This window comes from Alphaproteobacteria bacterium SS10 (assembly GCA_019192455.1).
Taxonomy (GTDB): Bacteria; Pseudomonadota; Alphaproteobacteria; order TMED2; family TMED2; genus TMED2.
In genome coordinates, this window is sequence record JAHCML010000003.1 from 1,491,311 (window position 1) to 1,514,173 (window position 22,863).

General features: G+C 56.3%; 21 protein-coding genes. 1 reads left to right on the plus strand and 20 read right to left on the minus strand.

All coding sequences use genetic code 11. The features are described from left to right. Positions 1–8: 8 nt before the first annotated feature. The gene (locus tag KI792_07260; protein ID MBV6632814.1) at positions 9–1,031 is read right to left on the minus strand and encodes a thioredoxin fold domain-containing protein; all 1,023 of its coding nucleotides are present in this window, start codon (positions 1,029–1,031) and stop codon (positions 9–11) included. Positions 1,032–1,349: 318 nt separating this feature from the next. Here KI792_07260 and KI792_07265 point away from each other — a divergent pair, with 318 nt between their 5' ends. Continuing rightward, positions 1,350–1,907: a hypothetical protein gene (locus KI792_07265; GenBank protein MBV6632815.1), complete on the plus strand. Its 558-nt coding sequence runs from the start codon at positions 1,350–1,352 to the stop codon at positions 1,905–1,907. 45 nt (positions 1,908–1,952) lie between these two features. Here the strand turns inward: KI792_07265 and tadA (KI792_07270) are convergent, their stop codons facing one another. The 19 genes from tadA (KI792_07270) to KI792_07360 form a co-directional block, all read right to left on the minus strand. Beyond that, on the minus strand, positions 1,953–2,876 hold the full coding sequence (gene tadA, locus KI792_07270; GenBank protein ID MBV6632816.1) for a Flp pilus assembly complex ATPase component TadA: 924 nt from the start codon (positions 2,874–2,876) through the stop codon (positions 1,953–1,955). 183 nt (positions 2,877–3,059) lie between these two features. Further along, entirely contained in the window at positions 3,060–3,617 is a 558-nt protein-coding gene (locus KI792_07275; protein MBV6632817.1) for a hypothetical protein, read from the minus strand. Positions 3,618–3,817: 200 nt separating this feature from the next. Beyond that, entirely contained in the window at positions 3,818–4,891 is a 1,074-nt protein-coding gene (locus tag KI792_07280; GenBank protein MBV6632818.1) for a type II secretion system F family protein, read from the minus strand. Positions 4,892–4,939: 48 nt separating this feature from the next. Further along, complete coding sequence (tadA, locus tag KI792_07285; protein MBV6632819.1) at positions 4,940–7,792, minus strand: Flp pilus assembly complex ATPase component TadA; 2,853 nt, start codon at positions 7,790–7,792, stop codon at positions 4,940–4,942. Continuing rightward, positions 7,792–8,952, minus strand: coding sequence for a type IV pilus biogenesis protein PilP (pilP, locus tag KI792_07290; GenBank protein MBV6632820.1), 1,161 nt, complete (start codon positions 8,950–8,952; stop codon positions 7,792–7,794). The genes tadA (KI792_07285) and pilP overlap by 1 nt, the downstream gene beginning before the upstream one ends. Position 8,953: 1 nt before the next feature. Next, positions 8,954–10,303, minus strand: a complete 1,350-nt coding sequence (pilO2, locus tag KI792_07295) for a type 4b pilus protein PilO2 (GenBank protein ID MBV6632821.1) — start codon at positions 10,301–10,303, stop codon at positions 8,954–8,956. Between the two features lie 196 nt (positions 10,304–10,499). Beyond that, complete coding sequence (locus KI792_07300; GenBank protein ID MBV6632822.1) at positions 10,500–12,239, minus strand: hypothetical protein; 1,740 nt, start codon at positions 12,237–12,239, stop codon at positions 10,500–10,502. 5 nt (positions 12,240–12,244) lie between these two features. Then, positions 12,245–12,958 (minus strand): toxin co-regulated pilus biosynthesis Q family protein, encoded by a 714-nt coding sequence (locus KI792_07305; protein MBV6632823.1) that lies wholly within the window; start codon positions 12,956–12,958, stop codon positions 12,245–12,247. After that, positions 12,958–13,227 carry a hypothetical protein gene (locus tag KI792_07310; protein MBV6632824.1) on the minus strand — a complete coding sequence of 90 codons (270 nt, stop codon included), beginning with the start codon at positions 13,225–13,227 and terminating at the stop codon, positions 12,958–12,960. The genes KI792_07305 and KI792_07310 overlap by 1 nt, the downstream gene beginning before the upstream one ends. 97 nt (positions 13,228–13,324) lie before the next feature. Then, a complete protein-coding gene (gene icmT, locus KI792_07315; protein MBV6632825.1) occupies positions 13,325–13,591 on the minus strand; it encodes an IcmT/TraK family protein in 267 nt (88 codons plus the stop codon). A gap of 2 nt (positions 13,592–13,593) precedes the next feature. Continuing rightward, complete coding sequence (gene dotB, locus KI792_07320; protein ID MBV6632826.1) at positions 13,594–14,703, minus strand: Dot/Icm type IV secretion system ATPase DotB; 1,110 nt, start codon at positions 14,701–14,703, stop codon at positions 13,594–13,596. Between the two features lie 44 nt (positions 14,704–14,747). Next, positions 14,748–15,602 carry a type IV secretory system conjugative DNA transfer family protein gene (locus KI792_07325; GenBank protein MBV6632827.1) on the minus strand — a complete coding sequence of 285 codons (855 nt, stop codon included), beginning with the start codon at positions 15,600–15,602 and terminating at the stop codon, positions 14,748–14,750. A 16-nt stretch (positions 15,603–15,618) separates the two neighbouring features. Next, positions 15,619–16,098 (minus strand): DotD/TraH family lipoprotein, encoded by a 480-nt coding sequence (locus KI792_07330; GenBank protein MBV6632828.1) that lies wholly within the window; start codon positions 16,096–16,098, stop codon positions 15,619–15,621. A 301-nt stretch (positions 16,099–16,399) separates the two neighbouring features. Then, the gene (locus KI792_07335; GenBank protein MBV6632829.1) at positions 16,400–19,477 is read right to left on the minus strand and encodes a hypothetical protein; all 3,078 of its coding nucleotides are present in this window, start codon (positions 19,475–19,477) and stop codon (positions 16,400–16,402) included. Between the two features lie 275 nt (positions 19,478–19,752). Beyond that, positions 19,753–20,463 carry a type IVB secretion system protein IcmJDotN gene (gene icmJ, locus KI792_07340; protein MBV6632830.1) on the minus strand — a complete coding sequence of 237 codons (711 nt, stop codon included), beginning with the start codon at positions 20,461–20,463 and terminating at the stop codon, positions 19,753–19,755. 147 nt (positions 20,464–20,610) lie between these two features. Continuing rightward, complete coding sequence (locus tag KI792_07345) at positions 20,611–21,012, minus strand: hypothetical protein (GenBank protein ID MBV6632831.1); 402 nt, start codon at positions 21,010–21,012, stop codon at positions 20,611–20,613. A 76-nt stretch (positions 21,013–21,088) separates the two neighbouring features. Further along, on the minus strand, positions 21,089–21,481 hold the full coding sequence (locus tag KI792_07350) for a hypothetical protein (protein MBV6632832.1): 393 nt from the start codon (positions 21,479–21,481) through the stop codon (positions 21,089–21,091). A 76-nt stretch (positions 21,482–21,557) separates the two neighbouring features. Beyond that, entirely contained in the window at positions 21,558–21,944 is a 387-nt protein-coding gene (locus tag KI792_07355) for a hypothetical protein (protein MBV6632833.1), read from the minus strand. Positions 21,945–22,243: 299 nt separating this feature from the next. Then, on the minus strand, positions 22,244–22,861 hold the full coding sequence (locus KI792_07360; protein ID MBV6632834.1) for a hypothetical protein: 618 nt from the start codon (positions 22,859–22,861) through the stop codon (positions 22,244–22,246). Positions 22,862–22,863: the final 2 nt, after the last annotated feature.

Below are 22,863 nucleotides of genomic sequence, written 5' to 3' on the forward strand. Positions count from 1 at the left end.
GTCAGCTCTTAGGAGTTGCCGCGAACCAACCGAACCAGATCTCCAGGCATGTTGCGTGGCATACCCCGAATAATCCGCGGAATGCCGTCAAAGCCACGGAAGATGAAATGGGGAGTTCCCTCCAAATCATAATCACGGGTGAACTGCTCATTCTGCCGGACCAGGAGGATGGAATCCTGGGTCACGGTTGATGGTGGCGGTGGTGATGCCGCACGGCCTTCATAACGCTGCATGGCCTGACCAGGGTTCGGGCTTGAGATAATCGCCGCTGACTTTGCCAGGCTCGTATCGGCCAGCATGCCGACCGGGATGATCCGCATTTGGATCTGGCCCTGGGCAATAACAGGGGCCAGATGCCCCATCGCCCGCTCACACCACGGGCAGTTCGGATCGTGGATCATATAGACCACCGAAGCCTCTGGCTGACCGAGGCGGAACCAATTGGTTTGATCAACCGCATCCAGGACAGCCTCGGCTTTTGCCTGCTGTTGCTGTGGGCTCAACGGTGCCCGGGTCGCATCTTGCTGCTGCGCCTCGTTCTGGAGGCGCGTGGCGGCCGCTAGAGCTTGCGGATCGTTCTGCATCAAGCTCATCACCTGCCCCATGGTGATGTTCTGGCCCTGGGTATTGAACATCAGGCCAGCAATCGCCGCTGTGCCATCAGGTGCGACATAGAAGGTCTGGATGCTGCCATTGGCGGCTTCGGCAAAATACGCGTCTAGGCCGTGAAGCCGCCCCATGAAGCGCAGCACGTTCCCTCGATTGCGCAGATATTGAAGCGCCGGGGCATTTGGATTGATCGGGCCTTCAGCCGTAGAACCGACACCCGGGATACCTGCTGTCGCTTCCGCCGGTGGCACCGTAACCGAGCCATCAGTAACCGCCGGTGGCGTGCTGACGTCCTGAGCGTTAGCGATGGCCGTTGGCAGAGCCATCATCATGGCCACGGCGCCAATAGCCGCCAATCGGCCAAATCCATCAGCCTGAACGGGGCCAAAACCAAGCCCATGTTTCAGATTAGTGAGTCTCATCCCCTATCCCCGCACTATCTAGAAAAAATTTTAGCTAAAATTAGCATATTGTTGCCGCTTGCGCATGCTTGGCGATTCCAGCCCGCTTTAGCGCCGCTTTGCAGTTTGCCACACCCAAGATTACCCCCATAAACGGCTGAATTCGCCGAAAAAACCATTGTTGACTGGTAATTTATCAGTGGTCTTGCGTATAGTTGTCACAAGGTATCAGCAGTTGTTTCGGCAGGGATAACGCAAAGTTGATCCGGGCAATGCCGTAGGTAGGGTCCAGAAGCCGATCAGTAGCGATAGGGGCAAGAGCGATGATGGGGGCAGGAATTGGCTGACGACACGCCAATCACCGATGGCGAGCTAGGCAGCGATGCCGGTGGCCCCAGCCTCGAGCATGGCGGCCTTGCCATCAAATTCTCATCCAATAAGCGGGATGACATCTCGACTGATTATCTTCGTCGGGCACAGATCCGCCGTGACGTGGTGATTGAGCCGCTGATGCAACTCGGCTGTCATGCCGATGTGGTGAAAGAAAGCCGAACGATTGTCGACTTCGCCACCCTCGCCCTCTTGGTTCATGAGCGGGTGGATATTCCAGCGCGGTGTATTGCTGATGATGCCCCACCACGGGCAAGCGATGACGCCTCTATGGGCCCAATCATGCGTGTGCTGCAGAAAGAGCAGGACTTGTCATTGCTCGCCGTGGGCACCGTGGTGCCATCCGAGTACTATACCGAAGCTGATGCCCGATCCGCCGTTAAGTATGCGGACCATATGCTCGGCATGATTACCGAGCGCTTGAACCCAAGCTTAGGCCTTGAGGCCAAACAAAAGGCTGACAGCAAGTTTGACATGTCATTCCGGCCACTAGGCCGCAGCAGCTGAAAAACCGGCCACCTAGCCAACAGCCCATCTCTATAATTTTAATGGTTAATCGGCAGCAGGACGCTTCGCGCCCGTACTTCTGATATGGCCTTCAAGTTCACTGAAGTTGCCATTCTTTAGGGCTGCCCGGATTGGATCATCCGGCTTCCGTGTAGGCAGCAGGACATCCATGACCAGCCGCTGGTCATCGCCAGCAAGCCGTTGGTGGATACACATGGTCAGGGCATCGGACAGCATGTTAAGGGCGTTATCCCCCTCAACCTCTTCCGCCATCTTGGCGAAGCCCTCCGCTGCATCGATCACATTGGCAGCATACATGGTCGTAACAACGGCCATCTGACTACCAGCAGCACGCAACGCCTGGGACACCATGCCCGGGGTAGTTACCTCACCAAGATAGGCGAACTTTGGGCGCCAGCGACGCGCGAGGGCCAATGCATCGGCGAGCTCATGACCATCGGCATCGATCTGAAAACACCAGCCAGCTTCGCCATGAGGGCCTTCAAGCGGTGCTTCGGGCGGGCTCTCAATCGCCACGCCCATGTCCCCGAATGTCGTCAGCCAAGACGCCATCATGGCGGCCGCTGTTGTCGACTTGCCCTGGCTGTTAAGGCCGGTAACTAGGAACAGACCGCGGTCCTGCGCGAGAGAGACCATGAGATCTGCGAGGTTTGGCGCCACACCAAGCTCTGAGATACCAGGAATTCGGGCCATGCCACGGCGGCAAACCCACCATTTACCCTGTTGGGAACTGACGCTGCTGACGCGATAAACAACCCCGTCATACCGTACAGAGAACTCAGCACGCTCCCGCGCGGCGACAGATAGAACAGCATGAAGACCAATAAGGTCGGGCGCCACCTCTTCCGGGGGCGCCAAAATCCCAACCTGGCCAGGCACACCGCGCAAGAACGCTTCACAATCAACGCTGATGCAAAGGTCCGAAAAGGCGAGTTCGCGGAGTTTCATAAATCACTGGCGGCAGGAGCTCTAAATCTTCACCGCCATGCTATAGCGCCCCCTGCTTTGATCAAGCGGAAAGCGCGCATCCCAATGATAGAAAAGGCCTATGGGCAGTTGAGGCGGCGATTGGACAAAGAAAAACGCCCCGCACAAAGTGCGAGGCGTCTTCCTGAAACTATCGACTGGATCTTAGTTAAAGGTCCAGGTGATGTCGTTATCATCAGCTGCGCTGTTGCAAGCACCAACGGCAGTAGCAGTGGTGACTGGAAGAGCGATAGAAGTACCGCCAACGTCAACATCTGCGAGGCCAGAACCACCGGTACCACCTGGGTTCAGGGTGATCAGCTTAACGCATGCGTTGTTTGGAACCTGCTCAAACAGAATGGTGAACTGGTCACCACCGGTAGCAGTAGCAGCGACAACGTCACCACCCCAAGCGTTACGCAGCGTACCGGTCGACACAACCATGTCGGAAGGTGCAGCGTTTGCTTTGGTGAGAAGCGTGTCGGTGAGACCAGCGTAGTTCGACTGACCAGCATAAAGCGATCGGATACCCGATTGCAGGGTCACGAACTGGTTAATACCGGTATTCAGCTTGTTGCCAGCGGTTGCCTGCAAGTAAAGCAGCGTACCACCAACAATTGCGAGAGCACCGATAGCCAAGACAAGAAGCGTCTCAGCAAGGGTCAAACCAGCTTGGCGAACACGCCGCTTGGTCGCCGTAGCGACAGAATTCAATCCCGTCATTATCCCTACCTCCGATTAGCGGCGTAATATGTTGTGCCGCATCCGTACTAGATGGAGAGCGCCCCCAATAAGCGCTCACACAGTCATCTGACTGTTACGGTGTATGGTATAGCAACTTTCCGACACAAATACCACCCTCGATTGTCTCATTGCCGCCACATTTTTGCCCCATTTCGGGAAAGTGGCTTTAGGGCAACAAATTAACCGCCGCTGGCAGCACTTGTGATCTGCCCCTGCAGGTCAAACAGACCGCCCAAAAGCGTCATGATTGTTATGCCAATCAATAGGATAGCAATAGTGTTCAAAACCTTAGCCTGCGCCTTAATCTTGTCGACACCAGTCTCGATCCATTCGTTGGCAACGGCCCTCAAGCTCTCATCAAATGAGGATAGCGAAGCATAAATTCGCAAATCTTCGACAATTTCAGGATCTGGAAAGCCATATTTCCCACGGTGAAGTGCATCCCCCAGGTTAGCCCCGGAATTTACATATCGGAGGGCACTGTCAATCCGTTCCCGCATCCAGGGCGTTGAGTTTCGGCGCAGCTTCCGGAGCACCTCAGGAACCGAGACACCGATAGTGACCAATGCGGCCACAGCCATCAGAAAACCACCGCCCTCAACTAGGCGATAAATCGACCATGGGGGTATTTTGTCAAAAAAGGCTCGGACGCGCCCCGTCCAACGAGGGGCCGTGATTGAGAACACGATAATAAACACGACCAACCCAATAGCGATTGGGACCAGCCAGTTATTTGCAATTGCAGCCATCACCCGCATACCGGCTGCCATGCCGGTCCACTCCTCTTCTGGCAATAGGGCGCCAAAGTTTGGAATGACCTGGACACCAAATAGGTAGAGCATGCCGCCCAGCATCACCAATAGGATGCCGGGATAGGACAAACCACCAATCAGGGCCCCCTTAATAGCCTGGGAACTCTCTGCCAGTTTGATCACATTCAATAGGGCTTCATCTAGGCGACTACCCGACTCCCCTGCTTCAACAAGCATCCGCTCACCAAGCGGGGCCCACCCTTCAAGGGCTTGACCAAAGGGCCGGCCATTTCGATAGGACTGGCGCCAGGAGTCGATCGCGACAGCGACAGGATCACCCTTTTTCTTACCGCCCTTTGCTGCTTGGTCCCAAAGGACATCAAGTGCCGCCTGTAGGGAGACACCGTTCGAAAGCAAGCCGGCAATCTTCTTGTAAAGGCGCAGGCGAACCTTCGCGTTTACCTGCAGCTTGGCAAATGAGATTTCTAAGGACGAAGGCATCTAATCTCTCCAAAGGACCCGCCGACAACGAGCCGAAATGTTGATGATCTACTCGGCGGCAACCTTGCGAACGCGATCACGATCCAGTTCTAGTGGGCCCAGCATCCGCTCAATCTCGTAGGTACTACACACACCAGTTTTGGCCTTGAGAATACCGTGCCCCATCATGGTGATACCGTTTAGGTTCTCAACCCAGTGACGGCGTGCTGAGAGCTTATCGTCGTTCTTCATGTATTCCATGAAGGCATCGTCAGGCAGCAGAACCTCGGCCACAACCGAACGACCAACAACGCCTGTACCATTACACTTCGGGCACCCCTTACCCTCAACGTAAATACCCTCAATATCGCGGCTATAAACGCTGAGCGTACGCTCCCAAAGCTCATCATCAACCATGCCCTCATCCCGGGCCTGCATAATGGGTATCTTACAACCATCGCATAGTGCCCTGGTCAGACGCTGACCAACCAGGCCGGTAAAGACCGCAGGGTCATAGAGCTTAAACTCATCAACGCCGATATCTTTCAGACGACTAACGATGGTCAGCGCATCAACCGCGTGAAGGGTCGCCCACACCTGGTGACCCGTCATGGCCGCTTCGAAGGCTAGCTTCGCACTTTCAGAATCCCGGATCTCACCAATCATGATCACGTCCGGGTCACTACGGAGTGCGGCACGAATGGCTGCGTTAAACTTCTCTTTCCGCTCTTCAGCCGTTGACGCATTGGTCACCGGCATCTGCTGTGCGCCCTCAATGACGTACTCAGGTGGATCCTCAACCGTGAAGGTTGCGATCTCATTCCGACGCTCTTGCATCAGCGTACTCAAAATACGCTGCAGCGTTGTCGACTTACCCGAACCGGTTGGGCCAGCCACGATGTTGATACCCATCGGCACGGCCCGCATGCGCTTGATCTGGGTGATCTGCTTTTCTGCGTAACCCAGCGTATCAACGTCGCCGACCACACCCTGGGTGCGATAAAGGAAACGGGCGACCATATGGCGGCCGCCGTAAGAGAGTGGGTTGAACTGCAAACGCAGGGCTTGCACGCCACCGGGAAGCCGTACGCTGGTATCAGAAATACGTGCAGCTTGGTACTCATAGGGCTGATAACTTGCATCCGATGCATCGGCCATCGCGAAGGCAGCGGCACAGAAGTCGGCCCCATAGGCAGACCGCCACTCCATGAAATCCTTCAAAACCCCATCGATGCGAAGTCGGACAATCGCCGATCCATGGCTAACAACAACGTGCGCATCACTGGCTTTCAGACGGGCACATTCGGCAATGAACCGAACGATCTCCCGTTGCATGGAGGTGGCTTCATCATCCGCCTTAACGACCTGATCATCACCACCGACACCACTCTCATAGCACTTGGCTAGGATAGCGATCTCAACTGGGATCATATCGATGGTCATGCCCTTACGGCGCAGAAGACCAGCGAAAGACAGAACATGCGGATCATCGATGTGAGAGCGTGAGACTAGGAATAGGCCGTTCTCAAACAACGCCATCAATTCTCGTTGCTCAGGACGACGCTCATACGCACCGCCAGGACCGGTAAGAAGTGCCCCAGCCTCTTCGATCATCATCGTGATGTCTTCAGAGGTTAGGTCTTCCGGGTTCTTCTTGGCTTTATCAGGCTTTGGTGCAGCCATCGCTGCATCTGGACGTCGCACCGCCCCACTACCGGCATCATCGGTCTTCGCCATCTCCGCTTTCTTAGCGGCAATCAATGCGGCGGCTTTAGACGGACGGCGAGCAGGTTTCGCCCCCGTGGCAGCACTTGCGGCGGCAGCCCAGGTATCGGCCTTACCCTTACCTGTGGGCCCAGCGGTAGCTTGAGCGCTCTTAGCCTGGGTTGGCTTCAGCTGTGTCACATTTGAGGAATCAGCCCCCGACGACGCTGGCTTGGCTGCCTGCGTCTTCGCTGCCTTCTCGGCTTTCTTCTCAGGCTTCTTACTAGACACCGTAGGTTCTTCGACCTTCTGCTCCGCCACCTTTGCCGCGGCTGCCTTCTTAGATTCAGGCTTAGAGGCCGGTGTTGCCGGCTTGCTAGCCTTGGCTTCCTTAGAAGCCTCTTGTTTGGGCTGGTCATCGATCACAGGGGCGACAACCTTAGCCTCCTTCGCAGCAACCGGCTTTGAAGGCATCTTTACCTTTGGCTCTTCGACCGCCTTTTCTGGCTTGGCCTCTGATACATCCGGCTTATCCTTTGCCGCCTTATCGGCCGCCTCTAGCTCTTCCGTCGGATCACTCAGTTCGACCTTCGCACCATCTCCTACGGCATCATTTTCTTCAGCCCCCTTCTCCCGACGCTTCTCTGCAATAGTCGGCTTGGGCGGCACACGGGCAGGTTTTGATGCTACCGGTTTTGGTTCTTCCTTCGCTGACGCCACCTCAGAGTGCGAGCCGCTCTCTTTGGCAACATCCTCTTCTAACTTCGCAGCTTCCTTAGGTGACTCTAGTTCTGCATCCGCTGCCTGCTGATCTTTCTGCTTATCTAAGCTATCGCTCTGATCAGAAAGCCCAACCTCTGTGTCCTCATCCTTACTGTCAAAACCCTCAAATCGACGGCTAGCGGCAGAGAAATCCATTGGCTCATGAGGCACGGATTGTGCTGCTTCAGCCGCTGATGCCTCCAGCTCCGTGTGAGAACCAGCGCTCTCACTTGTGGCTGAGCCATCAGTGTCTTTGCTGTTTGCTTGAGCGAGCTTGGCCTGAACAGCGGCAACTGAACTCGATGACGGCTCAGAAACCGACTTCCCGCTTTCCGCCGATGCCCCAAAATTATCTGGAGCAGAGGCATTAGCGGGCTCGGGCTCTGGGCTCGCTTTCGACGATTTGAGGCTCTTAGATTTAGGCCCCAGCAGTCTCTCAACAAACAAGTTGGTCATTAAAAGCCCGAAAATCCTCCAGGAACCGGGAAGGTGCCGTTCTGGACACTGTTTGTTCCAATTGGATTAAATCCACCAGACAAGCCAGGCTCCGGCACCACCGCCGGCATTGGCGGCAATGCTGGTTCGTCAGCCATCGCAATGCGCGTTGCAAAAATCAGCCGAACATCCTCATCGCCATCTTCATGCCGCGCAACGACACGATCGGGCACGATCGAAGTGATCGTCCACCCACCCGGAATGCTATCGCCTTCTGAAACCTCAACTTCTCCCCCTTCTGCAATCACTAGATTAGCACGAAGGATACCACCTGTGCCACGTAGACGCTTAACCACCGGGGCGATTGGCTCTGGCTCAGGTTCTGGCTCAACAACCTCAATTTCCTCTGGCGCTGGCTCAGCGGCCGGCGCTGTAGATGGGGTGGACACACCAATCAAGCTCGCCAACTCATCTAAATCGGCATCAAAAGCGGCACCAACCGTAGGATTGGGGTCTGCCACAAGCGATGTTGGAGATTCAACCGGCGCACCAGGCGCAACAATCAAACTGCCCTCACGAGGAACCGTACGCTCTACCCGTTGACGCTGCCGAACCTGGGCAGCGTCCACCGTGACACCAGCCGCTTCAGCTGCGCTGTCAGCCTCATTCTGAGCTGCTGCAGCCGCAGCTGCGGCCTCCTCAGCCTCTAAGGCCTGCTCTTCACGTTGAGTCTGAATTTCTAGCGAGCGCAACAAAGCCTCGCGCTGCGCGCGGAGCTCAGAGATCCGAAGATCCTCCTCAGCCTCACGAATAGCGCGCTGACGCTCCTCCTCTAGGACCGCCTTCTCCTCTTCCTCACGCAGACGCTCACGCGCCTCCCGCTCTTCGCGCTGAATTCGCTCACGGTCCAGACGACGATCCGCGTTCCGCTGCTCAAGCTCTTGCATCTGGAGATCCAACTCGCGGCGACGAAGCCTCAAATCTTCCAGGACAACCTCGCGCTCGAGGACCGAAATCTGGCGCTGCAGATCGGTTAGCTGACGGAACACAGAAGCATCGGGCGCGAACTGTGAGGCATCGCCCTGCGCCAAGGCAGAAGCCCCGGGCACACTGATTGCAATCATCGCTGCGGCAACAACCGAGGCGACGGAAACACCTGAATAATAACGTTTTTCTAACATTTTAACCCTCCAGAGCGGCATTCTGCTGTTGGACTTCTTCATCGGTTAATTCTTCGTAAACCCTACCGGCATACGACCAGGTGGTTCCACCAATCTTATAATCGGCCGAATCAACGATCATTCCAGGGAAGCGATCGAATATCTCAGCCCAAACAAGAGGCGGAAGCTCACTGGTAAAGCTGAAAGTAAAATGGGCCGGCGGACGCGGACGCGGCGCAAGCGTTGGGTCCTCATCTGGCGGCTTTGGCGGGCGCGCTACCTCGGTAAGGATCACACGGGACTCAAGCCCCTGAAATAACTCAAGAAAGTTCTGGCGAATTTCTGGCAACTTCCAAGCCACCTGCTCACCCCTCGCCTCGCCATCCAGGCGGAGCGAACCACGCATATTATTGCCGGAGGCACCGATCGCGGGATCCGCAATGCCATCCAAGCCATATTGAGCAGACGCAATTGAACCACCAGGCACACGCGTCCAGGCGACCTGGGCGCGACTTTCGGTGCAACGCAGCGTCTGCATCGACCAACCGGGAACCTCGACCGACAGCCGGTCAAGAGCAGCAGCACAAGAGACAGCCCACTCCGACGGCAAGGAAGCAGCCTCCCAAATCCGGGCAACCGTCTCTTTATTTCTCAACGCCGCGAGCCGCTCAGCCTCCAGCCGCTCAGCTTCCTGGCGGGCGCGCAGAGCCTCCTGCTGCTTACGCATCAACTCTTCTTGGCGCGCAATCTCCTCCGCCCGCATCCCCTGGTAGATCGAATACCCGAGATAACCAAGGACACCGACACCAACAACAGAAGCCGCAGCCGCGATCTTCACCGACTTCGGCAAGCGGCTAAAGAAGTCATTCAGATAGGAGAGCTTAGGCTCCTCATGCCCCTGCAGCAGCTCGTCAAGCGGGGTGGTATCACCACCCATCCCCCACTCCTCAGGGGTAAACACTTGATCCCAGCCGCCACGAACGAACTCGGTCTCAAACCGGGTCCGCGGCTCATCCTCATTGTCATAAAGAACATCACCATCCGGAAGGATGGCATCACGGCGAGAGGCGACAAACCACCAGCCATTATCAGTAGCAAACACCGCCAGCCAGTTACCGGTTAACGCATCCGCAAGGCACGCAGCCCCTGCAGGCATACCGGATTTATGGCCATAGCTGGTCCAGCCGATAGCCCACTGAGCGACGAAACCCTCGCGCATGACAAAGAGGTCGGCCTGATTGACCTCCTGCTTTGCCGCGACCTTAGCTTCGCGCTTTGCTGTCTTAGGATCTTCAGCAGTCTGCCAGAACATGCCAACGGCATATTCCTGGTCAGCGACTGAAATCGAACCCGATCGTTCCTGATCCTGCATGCGAATCCCCTTAAATCAAGCCTAGCCCACTTGATTAGACGCACTATAGCAGCAGGTTCACGGTAAGTCGGGGCGAAATTTGCCCCACCCATGCAGGATTCGTAGAGCGAGTCGTTTTAACAACACGCTTTTTAAACACCAACGGGGCGCTCGCTAGTCTCAGCGAGCGCCCCGCAAGGCCTAAAAGCACTACCGATTACAGCAAATCACCACGCAGAAGCTCTCTAGAGTTCTGAATCTTTGGTGTAATCAGGACAACAACAATCTCACGGGCAACTTCGGCCGTTTTGGAGCCACCAAGAGCAATATTCTCTGGAACGCCCTGCCCAACCTCAGTTGTGTCGTTGCTAGCCTCTTCAAAACCAGCCAGTGCAAGGGTCTGACCGCTTCGAACGATGGCTTGTTGAATAAAGCTTGTGACATCAACCGTCGGGATCTGCACGGCCGCCGCGCTATCCCCAAGCCCCAAGGCCACATTCACCAGGGAGACTAGTTCACTAATGTTGATGGCATACTGAAGCACAACACCACCATCGGCGAGGATCTTTGGCGTCATCTCAATCGAGAAACCGGTCACCAAATCCTCGACTGTTGCCGTAATCGTCGTTGTGTCGCCACCATCGCCGCCATCTTCAGTTTCTTCCTCGACCTCGGCAATAAACCGGGTTTGGGTCACCTGCTGGAACGGAACTGTCATGCCATTTGTGGTCACGAGCGTCACAGAGTTCACAACCGAGGCCTTCTCCTCACGGGCAATTGCCCGTGCTGTTGCCCGACTGCCAGCAATGCTGTCGAGGTTCTCGCTCCCGCCAACAATTGGATCGAGGACCAAGGCAGAAATCGCACCAGTGGATGCCACAGGATCAAGCGACGTACCTGGTGTAGTCGTTGTGACCTGAAGCGCATTCTCCAAGAACAGGGAAAGATCGAAATCAATAGCATCTGACTGCTCAAGCTCGATTGATAGAACCTGTACATTCAGCGATATCTGGCGAGACAGCTTCTCGTTCTGCTCTGTAATGAATTCAGCGACTAGATCGAGAACATGCGGACGGGCAGACACCGATAGCGTGCCACTGGAGGGCGAAACGGCTACCTGGCCATTCGTCCCCACCAGGCCAATCACCTGCTCAGAGATCTCATTGAACATGTCGGTGGCAGTGCTTCTGCTTGCCTCAATGCTGGATGAGAGACCAAAGCCACCCGTGTCGGCATCACCAGATGCCGTCGTCCCGACCGTTGTATTGGTATCGAGGATCGAAGCGAGTGCCAAAAGGGTGAAGACCCGGGTCTCTAGCTCAAAGAAGCGGATCGTATTGTTCTTGTACTCCCAGTTTGTATTGAACCGGGTGGACAACAAATCCAAAAGCCCACCAAGGGGGCCGGAATAAGACAGCTGAATAGTATCGCCGCTTGGCTCAACGAATGAGCCACCACCAAATCCAACTGGTGCGGGCGCACCACCTGGCGCACCAAACCCACCAGCAGCACCAAACCCGCCAGCAGCACCGAAACCAGCTCCCAGTGTTGGATCACCGGGGATCGGCGCAGCACCGCCAAACTCATCAACCGTGAAGTCGATCAGTACCGGGATACCCGTCAGGGTAGTGATTTCCGTCGCGATATCCTGAATGCCCAGCGGCTCTGCTGAGATCAGGGTCACCATATCGGTGGACCGTGGTAGCGGGTCGCCCTTAGCGATGCGAACACTATTGCCACCAAGCCAGATACCGTCATCGGTCTGAACCGTATCAGGGGCACGCAGCGGACCAGGCCGCTCAACAAAGCGGTCCAATGTCACCCGCGCCTCAGCGGCATCAACCTGCATCGCAACTTCGGCTGCGTTGAAGGCTTGGCAACCGGTCAGGACAACGACACCAGCCAGCAATCCAACTGCGTGGCGGCCCAAGCCCGATAAATGCTTCATGTTTTTCATGATGATTAATCCTGTTTATCAGTGCCGCTGGTCACGACAATGACGCGGTTACCTTTGAAGACTGTTGCCCGAACTGGTGGCTCTGCGCGCGAGAACGCACGGATCAGGTTAGAGGCCGCGGTCTGGAAATCGCCGTAGAACTCGGCTGAGGCACGAAGTGGGTAATCCCGCTCCGTTTCCCAAGCGATGACCCAGCCGGACTGGCCGCTCCACTCATCCAGTGTTTGGCGAAGCGTTGAACCACCGAGCGCGGTCCAGGCTGGCACTTCCTCAGGGCCGGCGAGCTGCCCCTCACCGAAGCTTGCCAAGGCCTGCTCTTCTGGTGATGCAACCCGTGGCGCCGCCCGCACAACCATGAGGCTGCCCTGGCCATCCTCAACGAAAGAGAGGCCAAGTGGGGCAACCGCCTCGGTCAGTACGTCACGCCATGGACGACCGCCTGCCCAAGATGTCGTTGCGGTTCGATCGACATCGAACTCAAAGACCACCTGGAAGCGGGGTGGCACCACCTGCGCGACCACGAGATCGAGCGGTAGATCCTTACCGAAACCCTCAACAAGGGCCTCATCCTCGCCGGTGCCACCAATGGGCTCCGGTGGCCGATCCACAATTTCAAATCCAGCCAATGCTGGCATCCCGGACATATTCAGCCCGATAGCCAAAACGGCAGCAGCTGGTATGGCGACAGCGCCCGCCATGAGCTTCGTGAGACGGTTCATCACCGGTCATCTCCTTTTGCATCGCCATTCAGGCTAGGCAGCGGAATACCGCCACCAATCAATCCACTTGCGTCATACGGGTCGCCATCGAAGGCGCCCTCTTCTTGCATCCGGCCATCACTATTGCGGCGGCGCTGTTCTTCAACAAAGCCACGCAGCAAGGTGCGCCTCACCCATTCCGCCCGACGCGGCATGGCCGCATAGGCATCCAAGAAATCACATTCAACCGGCACGTCAGGCCGAAGGTGAATGACCACTCGCTTGCTCATCGATGGCCTCCCGCGGTCCGTCCCGGTGACTGCTGTTCAGTTGGTTTCCAACTCATCATCAATGCTCTCATCCCGGCCCAAGACTGGGCCACCGCTCCTACTTCCGATAATCCACATGGTGCCGACGCTCCCACCACGGCACGGCTGGCCGAACCTCGCCGGCAATCCAGGCGCGACCCGCCCTAATCGCGGCAGGCACGGTAAGGCCCTTACGCTCCAAAAACGTAAACAGGGTCGCCGTGCCAACGGCCAACATGAAGGTCCAGGTCTCGGCATGCATGATGAACAAGAGCAACGGGATCGTTGCCCGGGCATCGATGCCGAAGAACCGCATGGGTCGCATGGTGTCGCGCCAGTGAGCCATGGTTAGTGACCTCCCGCCTCGGCGCGCGCCGTTACAAGTTTCAGCGTCCGTTCGTCGATGACGCCTTGCTCAAACACTTTTCGAGCCGCCATCTCCATGGTCTGACCGCGCTCTTTCAGCAGTTGCCGCGACGCATCGGGCCAATCGTCCACATCAAACTGGAGCATCTTGTCCCGGACATACTCGTCAAAGACCAAGTACTCCCGGATCGCGACCCGGTTGCCGTCAATCGTTCGAAGCAGCGCCTGGGTGATCACCATGCGCAGGGATTCCATAAGATCGATCGCGCGGCCTTGCCGCTCCTCAGCGGGGAAAACCGCACTCATCCGTCGGATGGTCTCTGCAACGCCATTCGCGTGAACCGTTGAGAAAACCAAGTGACCCGTCAGGCTGGCCTCACCACAGGCGGCGATAGTTTCAGCATCCCGCGCCTCACCAACGAGAATGATGGTCGGCTTACGACGCAGCGCATTACGAACACCGGCCGCAAAGCTTGGTAGGTGACGCGGGATCTCGGTTTGAGAGATGATCGTCGAGGGCCCAGCCACATTGTCGTAGACGAATTCAATCGGCGCTTCGTAGGTCAGGATCTTGTGGTTGGCATCAGGATCTTCGGCTAGACCGCGGATCATCCCCGCAAGCAGCGTACTCTTACCCGAACCGGTTGGGCCGGTGACGAGCACCATGCCTTGTCGCGGTGAGTAGTTTTCAACGATCTCCGGCTCAACATTCATTGATGAGAGCTTGGGTGGATCTTCCGGCAAGGTACGGGCCGTGATCTGAATGCCGTCGGTACCATCAACAAGAATACCGGTCGCATTGATACGGAAGCGATAACGCTGGTTACGACTAACCTTCACCTCATAGGCGATATCGATGTCTCGACCAGACGCAATCTGGGCCGCACCGTTGGGGCCATAAATCCGGTTCAGAACATCGACAACCTCAGCCGGGCTCAACCGCCGCTTAGTCACCGGTTGGATACGGCCATAAACATCGGCCCAAACCGGCTGCCCGGTTTGGTACGTGATATCTGAGGCCTGAATTTCGAAGCACCATTTGAAGACATCATCGATGGCGTCGTCGGAGAGCCGGCTTGGCTCAACCAGCATCATCGCTGACTTTTTCTTCAGGCGAACACCCTTCACCGGCTTGTTCATGATTTCGGCCTCACCACCACTGGTGTCCAGGTGCTGGACCGTTCATTCAAGCGTGCAGGTACGGTGATCCGTACCAGGCGATCACCAATCTTCAGCTCATTACCACCGCCGGTAACACCACGGTCAGCTGCGGCGAAGTACATTTCAGACAGGATGCCCTGGGCCACCAGCGCACGGTAGCGGACCATGCCAGCGACATCGCGCTCCAGCTTGGCCAGATCAGCCTCAAAAATATCCTCAGCCTGGGCAATGCCTTGCTTCCAGCCCTCGGCCACATAGCGGCGCCAGACTGTGCGTTCCTCATCCGTCTTTGGCAGGATTTCAGCGGCCGGCATCTCCACCTCATCCCAGGTGCGGACAAGATAATCACGCCAGTTGGGCATGGTGGTTACGATGCGCCCCGGTTGCACGATGCGGTAGATCGTGTCGGCGGATGAAGCCACCTGTCCGTCACCGGAAACACGGTAGAGGTCCAATACCTCATTAACGATTGGCGGCATGACGATCGAACCGTTCGGTGCGGTGATCGCTAGGCGTTGTAACTGGAAAATACGGTTCAGCTGAAGCTCATGACGCTCCAGCATCGCATTAATCTGGAAAGAACGTCGGGCTAGCCCCGCTTGCGCGCCAACCATAAGTGCAGCATCGCGCAGACCCTCAAACAGGACCGGGCCAAGATTGTCTTCATCAATCTCGGCGGCAAGCTCCTGCAAGGTCGTGAGCTCAAGCGGCTCAGCCAAATCAGGTGCCAATGCTTCAGGCAGATCGACCCGCAACCGCGGCGGATCTTCGGCATGACCGCACGCAGCAAGCAACACACCGGCGATCAGCACCAGTGGAAGCCATGACATACTGCGAGGGTTACGCCTAGTTAGGGCCATATCGGACCTCAATTCGGCGCTGGGCTACATCAACCGAAACCAGTGCACGGCCTGTCGCCTGATAACCAACATTGCGGAGTATCTCGACCAAGCTCTCATTATCGCGAGTGATATCAACGACGATTGGCACGGTCGGTTGATCGCCAACGGTGCGGAATTCATACCCACCCTCAGCAGCAATCCTTGCCACCAGCGATGCCAGCGGTCCGTTCCAATCAATATTAGCCTTGCGGTCCAGCCCCGGCGGCGCCTGTGCCACCCGCCCCGGGTCAGGCACTGGCGTTCTCGTCTGTTCAACTAAAGACAGACGATCTAAGGCCGTTGATGTACGCTCTGCGGCTGCAAGTAACGACTGGGACACAGGGTCCAAGGTCGTCACGACCGAGGGCGGTGAAATCGCTGCTGCCGTTTCAAATGGTGCCGGCACGCCGGTGCAACCGGACACGCCGATTGCCATCGCGGCCATGGCCGCCACCCCTCGCAGCTTGCTCAATACTTTGCTCACAGTGCGGGCCTCGCCCTCAAACATCCCTTCTCAGATATGTGATCGGATCGAAATCACCCTAAGCTGTCAATCGCGGTACCGCCCCGGATAGCCAATGTTCAAAAAGTGCACTGTAAAGTGCAGTTGTTATCCACAAAATGCCCGAGTCGGGCCGGATTCGCCCGCCCAAACACAAAGAAGGCCACCAAATGATTTGATGGCCAAACTTCAAAAAGTTGAAAATTTTAGAGCGAGTCGTGTCGGAGACTCTGTTTCAAGCACGCTATTCGGCAGGCACCTGTCGACGCTTCTTCTTGGCACCGGCAGGCGGGCGTTTGCCTTTTGACGGTCCTTTACGTGGCTTGCCCTTTCGCTCACCACCGCTGCCTTTAGGTTTCCCGTAGCCAGCAACCTCGGCCAGTTTACCGCCGCTTTGCGCCTCCAACTCTTCAGTTGAGCGCATCTGCACTAACTCCTCGACGATCACATCAATCAAGCTGTTAGCGGCTTCTTCGTCGAGCCCGTCATCAGCACTTTCCGCCATGGATGCAACGCGGCGCTCAATCTCGCCTTTCGCAGATCCAGATGGGAACCGCTCGGCCAGCCGGGAGCGAGCTGTCCTGGGTCCAACCCTGTTATAAAGGCGCTTCCTGATCTCCGCGTCTTCAGCGGTGGTGGACATGGCCCAAAGCTCAACGGGGCCAAGCGTGTTCACCAGGAACTGTTCGTAGCGACCATCTTTAAGCGAGAGAACGGCCATCAACGGCGCGCCCGCGGAGGTTGGGCCACTCAAACGGTGACGCAGGACAAATTTCGCCGTCGCACCGAGAGCAAACCGCTCCGTACACTCTTTAACGGCGCCCTCACTACCGGCGCCAAGGATCCAGATACCCGTCGCCTGATCGACCATCTGGTCATCAAAGTCATCGAGAAGCTGAGATGCCAAGCAGATCTGCACGCCCCACTTCCGGCCCTCACGAATATCGATCTTTACCTGGGCCCGAACGGCATCCGCCGCACCGGTACGGTGGAATTCATCATAGATAAGGCGCTTCGGTGATTCCCGAAGCTCCCGGATACGGGCCATATGGAAGGGCCGGTAAGATGGCGTAAAGCTCTTCAGCACTTCCTCATTGAGGAAGTAGTCCCGCGCCAACACATACCGCGCCAGCATATACATAACCGCCGTTTGACGATCGGCCGAGGCACCACCACGCGGCGCAACCTCATCAAGGTCAAGCGCACAAACACGAGCACCGCCAATATCAAAGCGGGTCGGAGAGGCCAGAATTGGATATTCACGGATCGAGCCCGAGATCATCCGCGTAAAGGCGACGATCACACTCTCACCAGTAGGGATCTTGGTATCAGCGAACAGATCCTCAACCGCGCGAGAACGGGCGGCCACAACCACATCTTGAAGGACCGGAACGGCGTAACGCTGGGCCAGCATGGCGCCATGCTCATTCCCAGAGTCATGAAGGGCGTCAACAACCTCCCACCAAGTTGGTTTCTCTTGGAGGCTGATATTGTGGTCCTTGATGTATTGATCGACCGTCGTGTCATCGCCCTGGGAATAAGGGCGCGGCATACCGGCCTCTGAGAACATCTTGTACATCTCATCGACAACGATACCGACCAAGTCGCTCATCCCATCATAAGGGTTGGGCTGACCAAGCGGGGTCGCGAGGAGCGTCAGAAGGTTCACGATGAACGCACGCTCTGATGGCAGCGGATGGCGACTGCCGAGCTGGGTATCAAACGGATTGATCGCGTTGTCTGGGCGCATCTGCAGGCGTTTATACATCGCCTCATGCTTCCGCCCCTCTGGCAGGGCCTCCTGCATCAGGGACACCAGACCAGATGATGATGGGCCAATATCAATGATCGCGATACGCGGCAGTTTGGCTGACCCGGTGCTAGTGCCGGGCGCTAGACAGCAGGCCAGGTTGATGGTGTTCATCAAAACCGACTTACCGTAACCAGGCGGCGCGAAGACCAGATCGATCCAAGATGTCTGCTGTGAACTGCCCGGTTGATATGGCCAGGGCTTACCATCTGGCGTTCGGAATAGAACCGGCCCGGCCTTCCAAGGGTTTGCCGCGCGGCCCCATGGCAACCAGTAGACCGCATCCTTAATGGGGGCGATCCCTGCTGGGGCCGTTGATCGAACCGCCAGTCCCAGACCAGAAGACATGACGCCCTCTAGTGGGTCACCGGCCATATCGGATGCCTGGCAGTGTCCCCAGCCTTCAATCGCCCGAAGGAGTACAGCACCACGTTCACGCAGCACCTTCTCCTCATCAACCTTTGCCCAGGTGGCGAAAGACACCCGGAACTTAACAATCGTTTCACCCTCGATCGTGGAGGCCTTCAACTGCTTGATGGCGTTGTTGATCCGCTTGTTGTCATCAGAGGCCCAGGTCAGCAGGGATGCAAATATGCCCTTCATGGAAATTTGGTCTGCACCGCCACCTTCAAACAGGAAGGATATGCGCCAGGGCATACGGTTCTCAGTCAGGCGGGACAGCAATGCAGAGAATGCCTGAACCTCTTCCGGTGCTAGGGTCAGATCAACGCCCGTAAACAGCAAATCGCCGACCCGGACCGCCGTCGGTGATATCTGCTCGGCATCCCGGTTGAACATCTGTTGCGACAAGGTCGGCCAGATCAGCGCGGAGATATCGTTCTTCTCCCCTCCATCTAGGCCGCGACTTGGTGTCGGATCGCCAGGCAAGCTGGGCTTCCACTGATTATCGATCGTATCTGGGTAAACGGCGGTTCGGATGGTCCGGAGGGCTTCATGCACCTCCATCAGCTCACAGCGAAGCCCCAGCGCCGACATGTCCTGCTGCATAGAGGTGATAAAGCCAAGGTGTCGAGAGCGGATATTCTCCGGCGTAAAGGCCAAGCGCATACCGCGTACGTTTTTGGGCTGTCCCTTTAGGAAATCCCCGGCTTCTTTTTTGGCCTGCTCAGCCTGCGATTTCGTGAGACTGACGGGGCGCGTCCAGAGCGCCATATATAAGCCTTCAGCCGCCAAATAGCTCGGCAGTCGGCGCTTACGTTCATTGAACAAATCATCGAGCTCTAGGCCAATTGCGCTCGCTGCTTTTTCCGCCGGCTGCAATGCCCGAGCAACAGAGGTTGGTGCGCCATCGGGGTCCCTGACAAACCAGACCTGGAACGCATGGCCAGCTCGATCGAGATAAGGAGCCAATGCGATACGGGCGCCTTCGTTCAGCTCTTCAAGCTCAACGCCGCCAACGATTTTACGCGCACCATCAATGCGCATCAGGGTCATCAACGACCCATCATTACCCACGAATGTGCGTTTATCGTCGACGGTCTCTAACGCCATCAACGACCCAATAGGCTGCTTAGCCGTTAAGGCTAGAGTTGCCAGTATCTGATCAACATGATCGAGAATAGCCACGCAGTAGCGCCTTTACTCCCAGTTAAGCCATTGGTTTCCCATCCAATGGCCTAGACTGAACCCATCCCAAGAACAGAGATGATACGTGTGGAACCGGTTCTGAACAAGGGGTGCGATGGCGAGGTGACTATTTGATGCACGAAAGCGCTTTCGCGGTTGCACGGGGCCAACACCGCTGCATCCCGTCGCCCTGCCTAGCCTTAAGAGGTTGGAATTCGCTTAACCAACTTGGACGCCGCCGCTCGCCATTGCTTCGGCCGCGACTTTGCAAAGGGGCCATGGCGAGACACCCAGAAATCAACCATCTTGGGGAAGACGTCCCGCTCACCAACATATTTCCGGCCTAACGGCAGGAGGCGAACACCATCCAACACTTCTGCCCGCTTCTCATAAGCTTCTTCACTGATAGCCAGAAGCGCCTCACCCAAATCTGCGGGATCACTGGTGCCCAGACGGCGGCGCGCCTCCTCAGCCCGGATACGGAGGCCAGAGAAGATGGACTCCCCGGCTTCGTTGGTTGTGCCCTTCGTACGCATGGCGACAAAGCAACCGCGGCTCAAATGGTTCAGCTCCGTTTGCGAGAGCTCAGGCAGCCAGATCAGCTCCCCCTCACCGGCTAGACCAGCCCGACCGATATGGAAGGACATGTGGCAAAAACTACAGATGGTGGCGAGGTTTCTGGGGTCGTGATTGCTGTGATCACCATCCAGGTGATGCACTTCCTGCCATTTACGGGATTGGAAACCACAGAATTTGCATTTGAACTGATCCCGCTTGAACACCTTCGGCTTCACGGCACGAAAGCGCTCATCAGCTTGGGCATTAGCCTCGTCCTCGCCGCGCCAAGTCGCGCGCTTAGCCCCTAGGACCAGACGTAGTTCGTTCTGCTTTTTCTTCTCAGATGCGGCCACGTTTCAAACTTCTAAAAAGCAACCAGCGCCGCTAGCGCCGGGGTGAGTTGAAGAGCACTCAGATTACCAAACGAAAACCGCCCGGCCAATGACCGGGCGGTTTCCTGAGATTTGCACCCTCAATAGCGGGCTTAATGCCGCTATCGATTACTGACGGGTAATTGACGTCAGGCCACCACCATTTGCATCAGTGGAGTTGCTTCCAGCATTACCAAACAGAGTACCAACCGAGGTACCGAGCACCGCTGGCAGCGCAATCAGTGCACCGGCCACAACCAGGCGAACCATAGCGTGGGATAATGGCGTGCCCTGTGGGTTCTCAGAGTGCTGCTTGAACTTCAGCAGGCCACTGGCACCGAACACCAAGCCAACGATGAAGGAAGCCGCACCGATAAGGTCGGTCAAAGAACCAATCTGATCGCGAAGCTGGTTACCCATGCCGGCAATACCGCCGTTGGCTAATGCTTCGGTTGCAATCATCATGGAGACACCAACAGCCGACAGCGCAGCGCCGACCATTAGAAGTTTTTTACGAGTAAACTTAGCCATTTTCATGGTCCTTTCATAAATCGGCTCGCGCCGAAGAAAAAGAAACGGGGCTAGCCAAAGCCAGCCCCAAATTTCGTTACTGACGGGTAATAGAGGTCAGGCCACCACCATTCGCATCAGTGGAGTTGCTCCCAGCATTACCAAACAGAGTACCGACAGAGGTACCAAGCACCGCCGGCAGCGCAATTAGTGCACCGGCCACGACCAACCGAACCATGGCGTGGGACAATGGCGTACCCTGTGGGTTCTCAGAGTGCTGCTTGAACTTCAGCAGACCACTGGCACCAAACACCAGGCCAACGATAAAGGAAGCCGCACCGATAAGGTCAGTCAGGGAACCGATCTGATCGCGAAGCTGGTTACCCATGCCGGCAATACCGCCATTGGCCAATGCTGGTGAAGCAATCAGAAGGCTGGCACCAACCGCCATAAGGCTTGCACCAGCGATGAGAAGAGTACGCTTTTTCATTGTAGCCATCCTTTAGTTCAGAAACTTAGCTTTCTGGATTTCAAAACCGCGCCTGTACACACGGCAACCAATAAATCTACTGACGAGTGATCGAAGTCAGGTTACCGCCGCCAGAGTTGGTGACAGAGCTTGGACCGTTGGCGAACAACGTACCGACCGAGGTACCGAGCACTGCTGGCAGGGCGATCAGCGCACCAGCCACAACCAGGCGAACCATAGCGTGGGATAATGGCGTGCCCTGTGGGTTCTCAGAGTGCTGCTTGAACTTCAGCAGGCCACTGGCACCAAACACCAGGCCAACAATGAAGGAAGCCGCACCAATAAGATCAGTCAGCGAGCCAATTTGCCCCTGGAGCTGGGCGCCCATTCCGGCAATGCCACCGCTAGCCAACGCCTCAGAGGTTGGGACCACGGCAACCGCCGCAACGGCCAACCCGATCGCGATTATTGTTTTGTTTCTCATTTTAATGCCCCTCATCCTGAACCCGGCTTCTCAACATTGAGTGCTGGGAGGTTGCAGATCACGCCAGCTTCGACAAGTCGCTTGCTCACGATGATCATGATTTCCTTAGCTGTTGTTGCCGCAATCAGCAGCGCCAACCCACTAACTCGTCAACCTGCATGCCTTGTTATCAACATTTTTGCCCAAATTATAACAAAATTTTTGTTACACTCTTAGGCAGCGGTTAACTGACTGATAATATTTACTTATTGCCCCACTGACCCGCATAAAGATGACAGATTCTACCTGTGATTTCCTCGCTAAGTGACCGCAACTAGACACTTACTGTCACAAATCGTCTCCTGTATCAGGTCAACCAAGGCAATGACGTTCGCCGCCATAACGCCCCCCAGAATATGGGTAGCAGCGGTTCCATAGGACGCCTGCCCGGACCCTTCCGCAGCGCGTTTAAGCATTAGGATGCCCCGAACAAAGGCAATCCAGCCCACCAACTGGACAATCAGGATCAAGACAATGACAACCTGATTCCACCTATCAGCAAACGCAATCACTGTTCCTCCGGCACCAAAGCCATCGCCAAGCCCACGATAGGACAGAATGTTGTTGGCACCCTCTTCAAGGAAGATGGTTTCATTAACGGTCTGGAATGTCCCAGGCAGGCCAATCAGTAGGCCAGCGACTAGGAATCCAACAATAGGACCAGCGTAAAGGGATTGGGTTGGCGAGAAACCGCCAGAAAACTGGGAGGCGCGGGACAGTCGAACAAGTGACTGCACCATGATCAATAGGCCGACGATGTAACAGAAGGCTGCAACGAGAATGAAGGCGATGCCATCGCCGAAGGTACCATCATTGCGGGTGCTAACAGCATCGCTGCCGAATAACGCCTCGCCAAACCTGATGATTGCCTCATCCATCT